Source organism: Microbacterium sp. (genome assembly GCF_003248605.1).
Taxonomy (GTDB): Bacteria; Actinomycetota; Actinomycetes; order Actinomycetales; family Microbacteriaceae; genus Microbacterium.
The window spans coordinates 1-13,774 of sequence record NZ_QFPF01000062.1; the positions used below are offsets into that span (position 1 = coordinate 1).

Annotated in this window: 14 protein-coding genes and 3 tRNA genes; 13 read left to right on the top strand and 4 right to left on the bottom strand. The window is 70.9% G+C overall.

Features of this window, described 5'->3' with window-relative positions:
- Window positions 1-252 precede the first annotated feature (252 nt).
- The 3 genes from DI573_RS09470 to DI573_RS09480 all read right to left on the bottom strand — a co-directional run bounded on the left by DI573_RS09470 (window position 253) and on the right by DI573_RS09480 (window position 573).
- A tRNA-Phe gene (locus tag DI573_RS09470) sits at window positions 253-325 on the bottom strand.
- Between the two features lie 83 nt (window positions 326-408).
- Window positions 409-482 (bottom strand) — tRNA-Asp (locus DI573_RS09475).
- A gap of 15 nt (window positions 483-497) precedes the next feature.
- Window positions 498-573: transfer RNA gene (locus DI573_RS09480), tRNA-Glu, on the bottom strand.
- A 263-nt stretch (window positions 574-836) separates the two neighbouring features.
- Here DI573_RS09480 and DI573_RS09485 point away from each other — a divergent pair.
- The gene (locus DI573_RS09485; protein ID WP_292813285.1) at window positions 837-2,243 is read left to right on the top strand and encodes a M23 family metallopeptidase; all 1,407 of its coding nucleotides are present in this window, start codon (window positions 837-839) and stop codon (window positions 2,241-2,243) included.
- Between the two features lie 195 nt (window positions 2,244-2,438).
- On the opposite strand, the gene ppa is transcribed toward DI573_RS09485, so the two are convergent.
- Entirely contained in the window at window positions 2,439-2,972 is a 534-nt protein-coding gene (gene ppa, locus DI573_RS09490) for an inorganic diphosphatase (protein ID WP_292813288.1), read from the bottom strand.
- A gap of 105 nt (window positions 2,973-3,077) precedes the next feature.
- Between ppa and tilS the strand changes: the two genes are divergently transcribed.
- From tilS to panC, 12 genes are all read left to right on the top strand, one after another.
- The gene (gene tilS, locus DI573_RS09495) at window positions 3,078-4,073 is read left to right on the top strand and encodes a tRNA lysidine(34) synthetase TilS (protein ID WP_292813290.1); all 996 of its coding nucleotides are present in this window, start codon (window positions 3,078-3,080) and stop codon (window positions 4,071-4,073) included.
- A 316-nt stretch (window positions 4,074-4,389) separates the two neighbouring features.
- Window positions 4,390-4,941 carry a hypoxanthine phosphoribosyltransferase gene (gene hpt, locus DI573_RS09500; RefSeq protein WP_292813293.1) on the top strand — a complete coding sequence of 184 codons (552 nt, stop codon included), beginning with the start codon at window positions 4,390-4,392 and terminating at the stop codon, window positions 4,939-4,941.
- 208 nt (window positions 4,942-5,149) lie between these two features.
- Entirely contained in the window at window positions 5,150-7,156 is a 2,007-nt protein-coding gene (gene ftsH, locus DI573_RS09505; RefSeq protein WP_292813295.1) for an ATP-dependent zinc metalloprotease FtsH, read from the top strand.
- Between the two features lie 3 nt (window positions 7,157-7,159).
- Window positions 7,160-7,750 carry a GTP cyclohydrolase I gene (gene folE / locus DI573_RS09510; protein WP_292813297.1) on the top strand — a complete coding sequence of 197 codons (591 nt, stop codon included), beginning with the start codon at window positions 7,160-7,162 and terminating at the stop codon, window positions 7,748-7,750.
- On the top strand, window positions 7,747-8,559 hold the full coding sequence (folP, locus tag DI573_RS09515) for a dihydropteroate synthase (RefSeq protein ID WP_292813300.1): 813 nt from the start codon (window positions 7,747-7,749) through the stop codon (window positions 8,557-8,559). The genes folE and folP overlap by 4 nt, the downstream gene beginning before the upstream one ends.
- Entirely contained in the window at window positions 8,547-8,915 is a 369-nt protein-coding gene (gene folB, locus DI573_RS09520; protein ID WP_292813302.1) for a dihydroneopterin aldolase, read from the top strand. Before folP ends, folB begins: the two co-directional genes overlap by 13 nt.
- Window positions 8,912-9,490 carry a 2-amino-4-hydroxy-6-hydroxymethyldihydropteridine diphosphokinase gene (folK, locus tag DI573_RS09525; RefSeq protein WP_292813304.1) on the top strand — a complete coding sequence of 193 codons (579 nt, stop codon included), beginning with the start codon at window positions 8,912-8,914 and terminating at the stop codon, window positions 9,488-9,490. The genes folB and folK overlap by 4 nt, the downstream gene beginning before the upstream one ends.
- Window positions 9,487-10,005, top strand: coding sequence for a DUF3180 family protein (locus tag DI573_RS09530; protein ID WP_292813307.1), 519 nt, complete (start codon window positions 9,487-9,489; stop codon window positions 10,003-10,005). The genes folK and DI573_RS09530 overlap by 4 nt, the downstream gene beginning before the upstream one ends.
- Window positions 9,953-10,540 carry a PH domain-containing protein gene (locus DI573_RS09535; protein ID WP_292813309.1) on the top strand — a complete coding sequence of 196 codons (588 nt, stop codon included), beginning with the start codon at window positions 9,953-9,955 and terminating at the stop codon, window positions 10,538-10,540. Before DI573_RS09530 ends, DI573_RS09535 begins: the two co-directional genes overlap by 53 nt.
- Window positions 10,537-12,180 carry a PH domain-containing protein gene (locus DI573_RS09540; RefSeq protein ID WP_292813312.1) on the top strand — a complete coding sequence of 548 codons (1,644 nt, stop codon included), beginning with the start codon at window positions 10,537-10,539 and terminating at the stop codon, window positions 12,178-12,180. The genes DI573_RS09535 and DI573_RS09540 overlap by 4 nt, the downstream gene beginning before the upstream one ends.
- Window positions 12,177-12,899 carry a DUF2520 domain-containing protein gene (locus DI573_RS09545; RefSeq protein WP_292813315.1) on the top strand — a complete coding sequence of 241 codons (723 nt, stop codon included), beginning with the start codon at window positions 12,177-12,179 and terminating at the stop codon, window positions 12,897-12,899. Before DI573_RS09540 ends, DI573_RS09545 begins: the two co-directional genes overlap by 4 nt.
- Window positions 12,896-13,765, top strand: coding sequence for a pantoate--beta-alanine ligase (panC, locus tag DI573_RS09550; protein WP_292813317.1), 870 nt, complete (start codon window positions 12,896-12,898; stop codon window positions 13,763-13,765). The genes DI573_RS09545 and panC overlap by 4 nt, the downstream gene beginning before the upstream one ends.
- The last annotated feature ends 9 nt before the right edge of the window (window positions 13,766-13,774 follow it).

A 13,774-nucleotide genomic window follows, 5' to 3' on the forward strand; every position in this document is an offset into this window, starting at 1 on the left:
GCGGATATTCCCCGCCGGGCCAACTTGAGTCGCATCGGGGTGGCAACCGGCCCCGGACCGGCCCACGTTCCATGCCGAGGGCGACTCACCGCACCGCGCTCATCGAAACGGGCGGGAGATTTGCTCGCTCAGCGATCGGCCGGGGCAGCCGAGGGGGCTACGTGAAAATTGCCTCTCACCGGGGAAAAGCAAAACCCCCGCCATGTAGAAGCTAGGCGAGGGTTTCTGGGACCGTTGTAACGACGGTCCGTGTGGCTCCGACGGGCGTCGATCCCGTGACCTCACGATTTTCAGTCGTGCGCTCTACCAACTGAGCTACAGAGCCTCGCGGCGGGTGATCCGAGGAGCAGCCGTGCCGCGATCTAAGACGAAAGGCCCTTCTCGATGAAAAGGGCCCGTCGCTCAGAGCGACCCTGACGGGACTTGAACCCGCGACCTCCGCCGTGACAGGGCGGCACGCTAACCAACTGCGCTACAGGGCCATGCATATTCAGTTGTGGTGACCCCAACGGGATTCGAACCCGTGCTACCGCCGTGAAAGGGCGGCGTCCTAGGCCGCTAAACGATGGGGCCGAGCGAACCCCTGATCAGAGTCGACCCGGTGCTCACGCTTACCGACGGTCAAGCATACGCAATCCCCGGGCGATCCGCCAATCGGAGCGCGTCGCGCTGGCCGGACGGCCCTCGTGGGGGGATGCTGGATCCACGAGCTGTGCCGAATGCAAGCGATCACGCGCAGCATCCATCGCCGTGCTCAGCGAATCGAATCGTTGCGGATGTGACGGATGTTGCTAGTGTGGTCGCTGTTGCTGGCTCGACGACCGGGAGGGGCGCAGGTGTCCAGTACGAACGACATGGCGCGCGCCGCCGAGCCCGACTGCGGCTGCGCGCCCACGGCCGCCGAGAGCAGCGCCTTCGCGACTGCGACATCGGCCGCGCGCGCCCGACCGCTGAGCAGGCGATGGGTTCTCGGCCTCGGAGCTTTCGGCCTCGTCGCCGCGGGAGCGCTCGCCGCACCCATGATCCCGGCCGCGTTCGCCGCCGACTATCCCACCTGGGACGATGTACAGCGCGCCAAGCAGAACGAGGCGAGCAAGGCAGGCGAGGTCTCTCGCATCCAGGGCCTCATCCAGCAGCTGCAGAACGACGTCGCTACGACCCGCGCCGCGGCCGAGCAGGCGGCCCAGGAGTTCTTCGAGGCCGAAGAGGCCTACTTCGCCGCCGCCGAGCGCGCCGACAGCCTGCAGGCGCAGGCAGATGCTCAGGCGCAGGCCGCGCGCGACGCCTCCGAGCGCGCAGGCCGGGTCGCGGCCCAGCTGTACCGCACCGGCGGGGACGACACGTCACTCGAGCTGTTCTTCTCGGGATCCGCGGCGGGCGCCGAAGACCTGCTCTCGCGCCTGGGCACGATGGACAAGGTGCTCGAGCGAAACAAGGAGACCTTCGCCGAGGCCGTGACGGCCCAGAACTCGGCGCAGTCCCTCAGCGATCAGGCTCAGGTCGCTCGCGACGAACGTGATCGTCTCAAGCAGGTCGCCGAAGAGAAGATGATCGCCTCGCAGAACGCAGCGCTCGCCGCGGAGGCCGCGCTGCAGGCGCAGTCGGAGAACCTCATCGTGCTCGAGGCGCAGCTCGCAGCACTCCAGGACACCACCGCGCAGACCGTCGCCGGATATCAGGCGGGCGTCGAGGCGCGTCGCCGGGCGGAAGAGGAGGCCCGTCGCCGGGCCGCTGAAGAAGCCCGCCGCCTCGCCGAGGAAGCGGCCAAGCAGAACCAGAACAACGGCGGAGGGGGCGGGGGCGGCAGCACGTCGCCCGGGCAGCCCACGACATCGGGTTGGGCGCGCCCCTCGGGCGGTCGGGTCACGAGCCGCTACGGCTACCGCGACACGATCTGCACCCCGAACTACGGCTGCACCGGCTCGCACTACGGCACCGACATGGCCGCCGGCTGCGGAGCGGGAATCTACGCGGCCGCGAGTGGCCGTGTCGTCTTCGCGACGTCGAACGGGCAGTTCGGCAACCACGTGCGCATCGACCACGGGGGCGGCATCGTCACGACGTACTCGCACCTGAGCGGCTACAACGTCAGCTATGGCCAGAGCGTCTCGGTGGGGCAGCTGATCGGCCGGGAGGGCCAGACGGGGCTCGTGCAGGGCTGCCACCTGCACTTCGAGGTGCGTCAGAACGGCAACCGCATCAACCCCGAGTCGTTCATGGGCGCGCGCGGCGTGTCGATCTAGCGACAGCATCCCGCGCGGTGTCCTGACCTGTTGGGGCGTCAGCGCGCGTTGTTGCCGTTGGGGCGTCACCGCGACGTTGGGGCGTGCTGCAGCGCGCCCCAACGTGATTTCAACGCCCCAATGTGCGCCCGCGCGCCGAAACACAAGGCGCCGGTCCCCCGCGTGGGTCCCGGCGCTTTGCGCGTGTGCGGAGGCTCAGACGGTGCTGGGCGCCTCGCCCTCACCCTGCGTGCGGGTGACGCCCTCGTGCTCCTCGAAGCGTACGATCGACTCGGCGAGCAGACGCTCGGCCTCGGCCGCGTCCGCCCACTGATCGACCTTGACCCATTTGTTCGGCTCGAGGTCCTTGTAGTGCTCGAAGAAGTGACCGATCTCCTTCTTCGTGAACTCGGGGATGTCCTCGACGTCCTGGATGTGGTCCCAGCGCGGGTCCTTCGCCAGCACGGCGACGAGCTTGTCGTCTCCGCCGGCCTCGTCACTCATCTTCAGCACGCCGACGGGGCGCACCTTGACCATGACGCCCGGGTAGAGGTCGTAGTCGAGCAGGACCAGGACGTCGAGCGGGTCGCCGTCCTCGCCGAGGGTGTTCTCGAAGAACCCGTAGTTGGCCGGGTAGCCGAAGGTGGTGTACAGCACGCGGTCGAGGAAGACGCGGCCGGTGCCGTGGTCTACCTCGTACTTGATGCGGCTGCCGCGGGGGATCTCGATGACGGCGTCGTGCGCGCTCATGCGTGTGCTCCTCGTGCAGGCGGGGGTCGTGTCGGTCGGCGGATGCCGCGAAACAGCCTAGCCGGGGGCGATGACGCGCCCGTGCGCCCGAGTAGCGTGGTCGGGATGACCGCCCGCGCCCCCCTCGATCCCGCTGTCGCCGCCGTGCGTCTCGCCACTCGGCGCGCGCTCGCCTCCCACGCGGACGCGGCGGTCATCGTCGGGGTCTCGGGCGGTGCGGACTCGCTCGCGCTCGCGTCGGCGGTCGCCTTCGAAGCGCCGAAGCTCGGCATCCGTGCGCTCGCCGTCACCGTCGATCACGGCCTGCAAAAGGGGTCGGATGCTGTCGCCGCGGCCGCCGCCCGCACGTGCACGGCACTCGGGCTCGAGGCCCGCGTGATCGCGGTGCAGGTCGGGGGATCGGGTGGTCCCGAGGCCGCGGCGCGCGATGCCCGGCGGCGGGCTCTGCGCGCGGCGGCGGTCGAGATCGGGGCGCCGGCGATCCTGCTCGCGCACACGCTCGACGATCAGGCCGAGACGGTGCTGCTGGGTCTTGCCCGCGGAGCGGGCGCGGCGAGCCTGGCCGGCATGGCGGGGTCGCGCGCCGACGAGGGCGGGGTGCAGTGGGTGCGACCCCTGCTGGATCTGCGCCGCACCGACACCGTCGCGGCGTGCGCGGCGCAGGGGCTCGAGCCGTGGCGCGATCCGCACAACGACGACGTCGCCTTCGCCCGCGTGCGGCTGCGGCGCCGGGTGCTCCCGGTGCTCGAGGCGGAGATCGGACCGGGCGTCGCCGAGGCGCTGGCTCGCACGGCCGACCAGCTGCGCGAGGACGACGAGGCCTTCCGCGACATGATCGAGGAGATGATCGAGGACATCGTCGAGCACGCCGAGGCGGGCATCGCGATCTCGGTGCGCGCGCTCGCGGCGAATCCCGCGGCCCTGCGCCACCGGGTGATCCGGCACGTCGTCGCCAGCGAGTTCGGGGTCTCGCTCACCCGTTCCCAGACGCTCGAGGTCGCGCGGCTCGTGACGGATTGGTCCGGTCAGGGGCCGATCGACCTGCCCGGATGCCGCGCTCAACGCACCGGGGCCCGTCTGACGTTCGCGGCCCGGGCGTGAGCCGCAGCATCTGAGCGCAGCATCCACGCCCCCTGGCGTTGGGACGTTGAAATCGCGCCGGAGCGTCTCGACATGGCGTTGGGGCGTTGAAATCGCGCCGGGGCGCCTCGACATGGCGTTGGGGCGTTGAAATCACGTTGGGGCGCGCTGCAGCACGCCCCAACGTCGCGCTGACGCCCCAACGCCGCCCGTGCACGCCCCAACGCCACCCGCGCGCCCCCAACACCGCCCGCGCACCCCAACGCCACCCGCGCACGCCCCAACGCCGCCCGCGCACAGCCCGAGGCGACAGCTGTACCGCGCCTAGACTCGGACCATGCGCGCCGCCGACATCGCCGAGGACCTGACCGATGTGCTCGTGACCGAGGAGCAGATCAAAGCCAAGCTCGAAGAGCTCGCGGCCCAGGTCGCGAGCGACTACGAGGGTCAGGATCTGCTCCTGGTCGGCGTGCTCAAGGGGGCCGTCATGGTGATGGCGGACTTCGCGCGTGCTCTGCCGATGCTCGTCCCGATCGACTGGATGGCGGTGTCCTCATACGGCACCGGCACCCGATCGAGCGGCGTCGTGCAGATCCGCAAGGACCTCGACACCGATCTGCACGGCAAGCACGTGCTCATCATCGAGGACATCATCGACTCGGGCCTCACCCTCAGCTGGCTGCTCGAGAACTTCGCCTCCCGCGGGGCCGCATCGGTCGAGGTGCTCGCGCTGCTGCGCAAGCCCAAGGCGATGAAGGTGCACGTCGAGTGCCGCTACGTCGGCTTCGACATCCCGAACGACTTCGTCGTCGGCTACGGCCTGGACTACGCCGAGCGGTACCGCAACCTCCGGGATGTCGCCGTCTTGGCGCCGCACGTCTACTCCTGACCGCAAAGCCCGCACACGCACCCGCACCCACCCACCCACCCGCACCGCCACGCACCGCGCCGCGCCGCACCGCCACACACCGCGCCGCCCCCGCGCCGCGTACGCCGTGGGCGAATGCACAGGCGCCCCCTAGCATGCCCGCGCTACCCTGAGACGACCGCCCGTGAGCGGCCTGTCGACGAAAGGGCATCGGGGCGCACCCGCCACCATGGACTTCAAGAAGATCACCCGCAACCCCCTGATCTACGTGCTGCTGATCGGGGTGTTCCTCATCGTGGGCTTCACGCTGATCTCGAGCCTGGGCGGGGCCAAGCAGATCTCCACCCAGGAGGGTCTCGAGCTGCTCGGTGGCGGAACGGTCACCGAGGTCGTCAACACCGACGGCGACCAGCGGGTCGACATGACGCTCTCGAGCCCCTACGACGGTGCCGACGACGTGCAGTTCTACTACGTCTCGGCGCGCGCCGACGAGGTCGTGCAGGCCATCGACGCCGCCGATCCCGAGAACGGCTACAACGACGTCGTGCCCCAGCCCAGCTGGTTCGACGGCTTCCTCTCGCTCATGATCCCGCTGCTGCTGCTGGGCGTGCTGTTCTGGTTCCTGCTCTCGTCGGCACAGGGCGGCGGCAGCAAGGTCATGCAGTTCGGCAAGTCCAAGGCCAAGCTCGTCTCCAAGGAGTCACCCACGGTGACCTTCGCGGACGTCGCCGGCTCGGACGAGGCGATCGAAGAGCTGCAGGAGATCAAGGACTTCCTGAAAGACCCGACCAAGTTCCAGGCCGTGGGCGCCCGCATCCCGAAGGGCGTGCTGCTGTACGGCCCTCCCGGAACCGGAAAGACGCTCCTCGCACGCGCGGTCGCGGGTGAGGCCGGCGTGCCGTTCTACTCGATCTCCGGATCGGACTTCGTCGAGATGTTCGTGGGCGTCGGCGCCAGCCGCGTGCGCGACCTGTTCAACCAGGCCAAGGAGAACTCGCCGGCGATCATCTTCATCGACGAGATCGACGCCGTCGGCCGTCACCGCGGCGCCGGCATGGGCGGCGGGCACGACGAGCGCGAGCAGACGCTCAACCAGATGCTCGTGGAGATGGACGGCTTCGATCCCAAGGTCAACGTCATCGTCATCGCCGCGACGAACCGCCCCGACATCCTCGACCCCGCACTCCTGCGCCCGGGTCGCTTCGACCGGCAGATCGGCGTCGACGCCCCCGACCTGCAGGGACGCAAACGCATCCTCGAGGTGCACGGCCGCGGCAAGCCGCTCGCCGACGGCGTCGACCTCGAGGTCGTCGCGCGCAAGACGCCCGGCTTCACCGGTGCCGACCTCGCGAACGTCCTGAACGAGGCCGCGCTGCTGACGGCGCGCTCCAACGCGCAGCTGATCGACAACCGCGCGCTGGATGAGGCCATCGATCGCGTCATGGCCGGTCCGCAGCGCCGCACCCGGGTGATGAAAGACAAGGAGAGGCTCATCACTGCCTACCATGAGGGCGGCCACGCTCTCGCCGCGGCGGCGATGAACCACACCGACCCCGTCACCAAGATCACGATCCTGCCCCGCGGCAAAGCGCTCGGCTACACGATGGTGCTGCCCCTCGACGACAAGTACTCCGTCACCCGCAACGAGCTGCAAGACCAGCTCGCATACGCGATGGGTGGCCGTGTGGCCGAGGAGATCGTCTTCCACGACCCCACGACGGGCGCCTCGAACGACATCGAGAAGGCGACCAGCATCGCCCGCAAGATGGTCACCGAGTACGGCATGACGAACGAGGTCGGCCCCGTCAAACTCGGCCAGTCCAGCGGCGAGGTCTTCATGGGCCGAGACATGGGGCACGGCCGCGAGTTCAGCGAGACGATGGCCGAGCGGGTGGACGCGCAGGTGCGCAGCCTCATCGAGCAGGCGCACAACGAGGCCTACGAGGTCATCAACGCCAACCGCGATGTGCTCGACAAGCTCGCCCTCGAACTGCTCGAGAAAGAGACCCTCGATCACCTGCAGCTCGAGGACATCTTCCGCGACGTCAAGAAGCTGCCGCCGCGCCCGCAGTGGCTTTCGAGCGAGAACCGCCCCGTGTCCCCGCTGCCGCCCGTCGCCGTGCCGCGGCAGAGGCTGCCCGAGGGCATCGCCGCCGACGTCGCCGCCGAAGAGGCGGTGGTCGAGGCCAAGCCCCGGCGCCGCCCGAGCGGGCAGGCGCGACCGGCGACGGCCTAGCCCATGGCGGTAGACACACAGCGCGTCGAGGCGCTCGTGCGAGAGCTGCTCGTCGCGATCGGCGAGGATCCGGACCGGCCGGGACTGAGGCGCACCCCGCAGCGGGTCGCCGAGGCGTATGCCGAGTTCTTCGCGGGTCTGGGGCAGGATGCCGGTGAGCCGCTCTCGCATCCGATCTCGGTGTCGCGGGGGCCCGAGCCCGAGACGGTCCCCTCCGGCGCGGTCCTGCTGCGCGACATCGCGTTCCGCTCGGTCTGCGAGCACCACCTCCTGCTCTTCCGCGGGGTCGCACACATCGCGTACCTGCCGGGCGAGCAGGTCGTCGGGCTCGGCGCCCTGCCCCGTGTGGTCGACATCCTGTCGGCCCGCCCGCAGGTGCAGGAGCGGCTCGGTGAGCAGATCGCCGACACCATCCAGAATGCGATCGACGCCCGCGGAGTGCTGGTGGTGCTCGACGCGCGCCACGGCTGCGTGACGATGCGGGGCGGACGTCAGCCCGACGCGACGACGGTGACGATCGCGGCGCGGGGCGAGCTGGCCGAGCCGGCCGCGCGTGCCGAGCTGATCGCCCTGATGTCGGGCGCGCGGTCGTGACCGCCCTGATCATGGGCATCGTCAATGCGACGCCCGACTCGTTCAGCGACGGGGGTCGCTACCTCGATCCACAGCGCGCGATCGATCGCGCGCTCGAGCTGGTGCGTGACGGGGCCGCGATGATCGACATCGGCGGCGAGTCGACGCGGCCCGGGTCCGACCGTGTGCCGCCGCACGTCGAGCTCGATCGTGTGCTGCCCGTCGTCGCAGCCCTCGCCGAGCGAGGCGTGACCGTCAGCATCGACACGATGAACGCCTCGACCGCGGCGGCCGCCGTCGCCGCGGGCGCGCGCATCGTCAACGACGTCTCGGGGGGCCTCGCCGACCCCGACATGCTCGAAGCCGTCGCCGAGACGACCGCCGACATCGCCCTCGGCCACTGGCGCGGGCCGTCAGCCGAGATGTACGCGCGGGCGGAGTACCGCGACGTCGCCCGCGACGTGACGACCGAGCTCGACGAGCGGCTGCGCGCGGCGGCGGCCGCCGGCATCGCGCCCTCGCGGGTGATCCTCGATCCCGGCATCGGCTTCGGCAAGACGGCGGCGCAGAACTGGGGGATGCTGCACGGCATCGCCCGTCTGGTGGCGCTGGGGCCGCGGGTGCTTGTCGGCACGTCCCGCAAGCGGTTTCTGCAGACGGTCCTGGGCGACGAACCGAGCGAGTGGCGACGCGACGCGGCGACCGCGGTCACGAGTGTGCTCGCCGCTCAGGCCGGGGTCTGGGCGGTGCGCGTGCACGACGCGGCGGCCACACGGGATGCCCTCGCGGTCGGCGAGGCGTGGAAGGCGGGGGACGCGTGGGCAGGCTAGATGAGATCGCGCTGACGGGGCTTCGTGCCTTCGGGCGCCACGGCGTCTTCGATTTCGAGCGCGCGCAGGGTCAGGAGTTCGTGGTCGACGTCGTGCTCCGCCTCGATACGACGCGGGCGGCCGAGACCGACGACGTCGCCGAGACCGCGCACTACGGCGTGCTCGCCGAGCGCATCGTCGAGGTCGTCGGCGGTGAACCCGTGTCCCTCATCGAGACGCTCGCCGCACGCATCGCCGACACCGTCCTCGAGGATCCGCGCCTGGACTCGGTGCGCGTCGTCGTGCACAAACCGCAGGCGCCTATCGAGGCATCCTTCAGCGATGTGTCGGTCGCGATCGAACGGGCCCGCGCATGAGCCGCCGTCTCGCCCAGGGGCTGCCGCCGGTGGATGCCGCATCCGAGCGGCCGCCCGTGACGGCGGTCGTCGCCCTCGGCAGCAATCTCGGCGATCGCGGCGGGATCCTCGAGGCGGCGGTGCGCGAGATCGCGCGGCTGCCGCTGGTGGATGCCGTCACCCTCTCGCCCGTGATCGAGTCGGTCGCCGTGACCGTCGACGGGCCGGACGAGTCCGCGCCCGCCTACCTCAACGCCGTCGCTCTCGTGACCACGCGCCTGGCCCCGAGTGTGCTGCTGGGCTTGCTGCACGGGATCGAGACCGCGGCGGGACGCGAGAGGCGCGTGCGCTGGGGGGATCGCACGCTCGATCTCGACCTGATCGCCTACGGCGACGTCGTCTCGGACGATCCCGCACTGGTGCTGCCGCATCCGCGCGCCGCCGAGCGCGACTTCGTGCTCGGGCCCTGGCTCGAGGCAGACCCCGACGCGGTGCTGGTCGGCCGCGGACGGGTCGCCGATCTGCTCGCGGCGCTGCGCCCGGACGGAGAACGTCCCGGCGGCGGCCGCGAGGACGCGGCGGGCGCGAGCACGTGACCCGCACCAAGCCGCTCGTGCTCGTCGTCGCGGCCGTGCTGGGCGGGCTCGCGGGCTTCCTCCTGGACCAGGCGCTGACCTCGACCGGGCGACCGACGTTCACCCCCTCGATCTCGCTGCCGATCATGCTCGCGCTGCTGGCCGTCGTGGTCGTGCTCCTCGCTCTGCCCATCCGGCGCGCGACGCGCCCCCCGCGCGCCGTCTCGGCCGCCCCGGCCACGCCCGCGGCGCCGATCGACCCCTTCCGCGCCCTGCGGATCGCGATCCTCGCGAAGGCCTCGAGCATCGTGGGTGCCGCCGTCGGCGGCGCGGGACTGGGTCTGCTCACCTTCCTGTTGACCCGCCCGGTGCCGCCGCCGTTAGGCTCGGTGGGGGCCGTCGCCGCGACGGTCATCGCCGCTGCGGTGCTCGTCGTGGCAGCGCTCGTCGCCGAGAACATGTGCATCATCCGGAAGGACGACGATGACGAACCTCCCCAGCCCGCCGCCGGAGGAGACACCGCCCACCCCTGGTGATCCGGCCTCGCTCGACGCCGACGCCTTCGCGCGCCTGGTCGAACCGCGCGGCGGCGCCCGGCTCGCGCTCGACGACGGCGCGTGGCATCAGATCTCGCCGAAGTACGTCACCGTCCAGCTCATCTCGACAGGGACGATGCTGCTGATCGTCGTCGCGGCGATGCTCGTGGTCGGCCTGGTCTTCGACCAGCGCTGGGCGTTCATCCCCGGCGGCATCCTCACCGTGATCCTCGTCTGGACCCTCGCGATCATGCCGCGCCAGGCGCGGTCGATCGGCTACCGCCTGCGCGAGGACGACCTCGTCTTCCGGCGCGGCATCCTGTGGCAGCGTCTCGTGGCCGTGCCCTACGGCCGCATGCAGCTCGTCGACATCACCCACGGGCCGCTCGACCGCGGATTCGGCATCGCCCAGCTCAAGCTCGTCACCGCCGCCGCGGTCACGGGGGTCGTCATCCCGGGCCTGCCGCAGCAGGCGGCAGAAGACCTGCGGGACGTGCTCATCGAGGTGGCCGAGACCCGCCGGACCGGGCTGTGACCGATCCGCGCAGCGATCTCAGCGACGGCGAGTGGCACCGGCTGCATCCGCTGACCCCGCTCCTGAAGGGCGGGCTCTTCCTCGTCGTGGTGGTCGGCATCGTGATCGCCAACCTGCGCGACCGTCTCGTCGGCATCTTCCTGCCGGGGCTTCTGCCCGAGCTGCCCGAGGGCGAGGAGTGGAGCAGCGGCGACCCCGTCGACTGGGTGCTGGAGCGCGGGCTGCTGCTGAGCGCATCCCTGGCCGTGCTGGCGGTGCTCATCGTGCTGATCGGCTGGTTCTACCTCTCGTGGCGGTTCCACACGTTCCGCATCACCGACGATGACGTCGAGGTGCGTCAGGGCATCGTGTTCCGCTCGCACCGGCGCGCGCCGCTCGACCGGGTTCAGGGGGTGAACCTCACCCGCCCGCTCGTGGGTCGCCTGGTGGGGCTGGCCAAGCTCGAGGTGGTGGGCGCGGGCGCCGATGCCAACGTGCGGCTGGAGTATCTGACGACGACGCACGCGGAGCGGGTGCGCGCCGACATCCTGCGCCTGGCCTCCGGACGTCAGCTCTCGGCCGCGGGCCGGGCGGAGCAGTCCCGCCAGGGGCTGACGAACGCCGTGGCGAGCACGGTTTCGCAGGGCATCACCGGTCTCATCGAGGGCGCGGAGGGGCCCGTCGATGAACCGGAGAGCGTCGTGCACATCCCCGCCGGCCGCCTCATCGCCTCGCAGGTGCTCGGCGGGGGCACCATCGGCCTGCTCGCGATGATCGGCGTCGCCGTCGTGGGCAGCATCGTCGGATCGCCCTGGGTGCTGCTCGGTCTCATTCCCGCGATCCTCGGCTTCGGCGCCTACTGGGTCTCGCAGATCCTGAAATCCCTGCGCTACTCGATCGCCCCGACGCCGAACGGCCTGCGCGTCACCTTCGGGCTGTTCACGACCGTCACCGAGATCATCCCGCCCGGTCGCGTGCACGCCGTCGATGTGCGCCAGTCGATCTTCTGGCGCCCCTTCGGCTGGTGGACGATCAAGATCAACCGCATCACCGGCCGCAGCGCGGCCGACACCTCCACCGACGCCTTCACGACGGTGCTCCCGGTGGGGCAGCGGGCCGACGTCGAGCGCGTGCTGCGCCTGATCCTGCCCGATATGCCCGATGCGGACTGGCCGCTGGTGTTCGACCAGGGGATCCTCGGCCCCGGCGCAGAAGACCCCTACACCGTCACGCCTCGGCGTGCATGGTTCGTGCGCCCGTTCTCGTGGAAGCGCAACGGGTTCTTGCTCACTCCCGGCGCGCTGCTGCTCCGGCGCGGGGTGATCTGGCGCAGTCTCGCGATCTTCCCGTTCGCCCGGCTCCAGTCCGTCGCGGTGCACCAGGGGCCGATCGATCGTGCGGTCGCCGTCGCCAATCTGCGGCCGCACACCGTGGCCGGCCCGGTCTACGGCTATCTCGCGGCGGTCGCGCGCGAGCACGTCATGACCGCGTTTCAGGATGTCGCGGCCCGCGCGAGCGCCGCCTCCCATGCCGACGCGTCCCATCGCTGGGCAGCACACCTCGACGGCGCGGCTCCGGCGTCGACCCCGGATGCGCCCGATCGTGACGATGTGCACGACACCCCGGCCGCGGCACCATCGCCCGAGGGGGAACCGTCGTGACCCGCTCGGGGCGGCTCGGGGTCGGCATCCTGGGAGCGGGCAAGGTCGGACCCGTCATCGGGGCCGCGCTCGGCGGAGCAGGGCACGCGATCACCGGCATCACCTCGGGATCCGACGACGACCGGGTCGAGGCGATCCTGCCGGGCGTGCCCGTTCTCGATGCGGCGGAGGTCGTCCGGCGCAGCGAGCTCGTCGTGATCGCCGTGCCGCACGATCAGCTCGCCGATCTCGTCGCGGGACTCGCGGCCATCGAGGCGTGGCAGGTCGGGCAGCTGGTGCTGCACACCGATCCGTCGTTCGGCATCGACGTGCTGCGACCGGCCGCCCTGCGAGGCGCGATCCCGCTAGCCGTGCACCCCGCGATCACCTTCACCGGCACGAGCATCGATCTGCGTCAGCTGCAGGCCGGCTACGCGGGGGTGACCGCGCCCGCGGCCGTGCTGCCCATCGCGCAGGCGCTCGCCGTCGAGATGGGCCTCGAGCCCGTCGTCGTCGACGAGGTCGACCGGGCCGCCTACGCCGAGGCGATCGAGACGGCCACCGCGTTCTCGCGGGCGATCGTGCGCCAGTCCACGACGCTGCTGTCGGGGATCGGCGTGCACAACCCGGGCGGCTTCCTCTCCGCGCTCGTGCGCTCGACCGTCGACCACGCCCTGGCCGAGGCGGGACGACCCGAGACCGTGGGCGAGGATCCTCCGGGCGATAGCATCCAAGGATGATCAGCACCATCGACGGGCTGCGCACCCGACTGGCCGAGGCCAGAGCCGCAGCCCGAGCGACGGGCGGCGCCGCACAGGCAGAACCGACCGTCGCCCTCATCTCCACCGTCGGCGCGCTGCACGCGGGTCATTTCGATCTCATCCAGCTCGCGCGTCGGAGCGCGGACATCGTCGTGGTGTCGATCTTCGTGAACCCGCTGCGCTTCGCCACGACCGCCGAGTACGAGGCGTACCCCCGTACCCCCGATGCGGACGCCGCGCTGCTGGACTCGCTCGGGGTCGATGTCGTCTTCGCCCCGACGGTCGATGAGCTGCTGCCCGGGGGTGTCGACACGACCCGTGTCACGGCCGGCGACCTCGGCCTGCGCTACGAGGGACGCGCCCGCCCCCGCTATTTCGACGGGCTGCTCACCGTCGAGGCCAAGCTGTTCCAGCTCGTGCATCCCGACATCGCGGTGTACGGGCTGCGGGACCGGCAACGGGTCTTCCTCGTCCGGCGGATGGTCCGCGATCTCTTCTTCGGTGTGCGTCTGCTCACCGTCGACACCGTGCGTGGCGATGACGGCCTGCCCGTGTCGACGCGGGTGGGCATGCTCGAGGAGCGGGACCTCGCCGCGGCGGCGAAGCTCCCCGGAGCGCTCGAGGCGGCAGCATCCAACGCCGACCGCGGTGTCGACGCCTGCATCGCGGCCGCCCAGTCGGCGCTGATGGGCGAACCCCGCATCCGCCTCGAGTACCTCTCCGTCGTCGACCCCGACACCTTTCTCCCCGTCGACGAGGGCCACCGGGGCCCGGCGCTCGCGCTGATCGCGGCATCGGTCGCGGGCAGCCGCTTCATCGACAACGCCGAGATCTACATCGGCTGATCGCCCGAA

What these genes read in the sequence shown, in the direction of transcription:
- folK (WP_292813304.1), top strand. Translation starts at nt 8,912, where the DNA reads ATGAGCCGCCGTCTCGCCCAGGGGCTGCCGCCGGTGGATGCCGCATCC.
- ppa (WP_292813288.1), bottom strand. Translation starts at nt 2,972, where the DNA reads ATGAGCGCGCACGACGCCGTCATCGAGATCCCCCGCGGCAGCCGCATC.
- folE (WP_292813297.1), top strand. Translation starts at nt 7,160, where the DNA reads ATGGCGGTAGACACACAGCGCGTCGAGGCGCTCGTGCGAGAGCTGCTC.
- DI573_RS09535 (WP_292813309.1), top strand. Translation starts at nt 9,953, where the DNA reads ATGACGAACCTCCCCAGCCCGCCGCCGGAGGAGACACCGCCCACCCCT.
- ftsH (WP_292813295.1), top strand. Translation starts at nt 5,150, where the DNA reads ATGGACTTCAAGAAGATCACCCGCAACCCCCTGATCTACGTGCTGCTG.
- panC (WP_292813317.1), top strand. Translation starts at nt 12,896, where the DNA reads ATGATCAGCACCATCGACGGGCTGCGCACCCGACTGGCCGAGGCCAGA.
- tilS (WP_292813290.1), top strand. Translation starts at nt 3,078, where the DNA reads ATGACCGCCCGCGCCCCCCTCGATCCCGCTGTCGCCGCCGTGCGTCTC.
- hpt (WP_292813293.1), top strand. Translation starts at nt 4,390, where the DNA reads ATGCGCGCCGCCGACATCGCCGAGGACCTGACCGATGTGCTCGTGACC.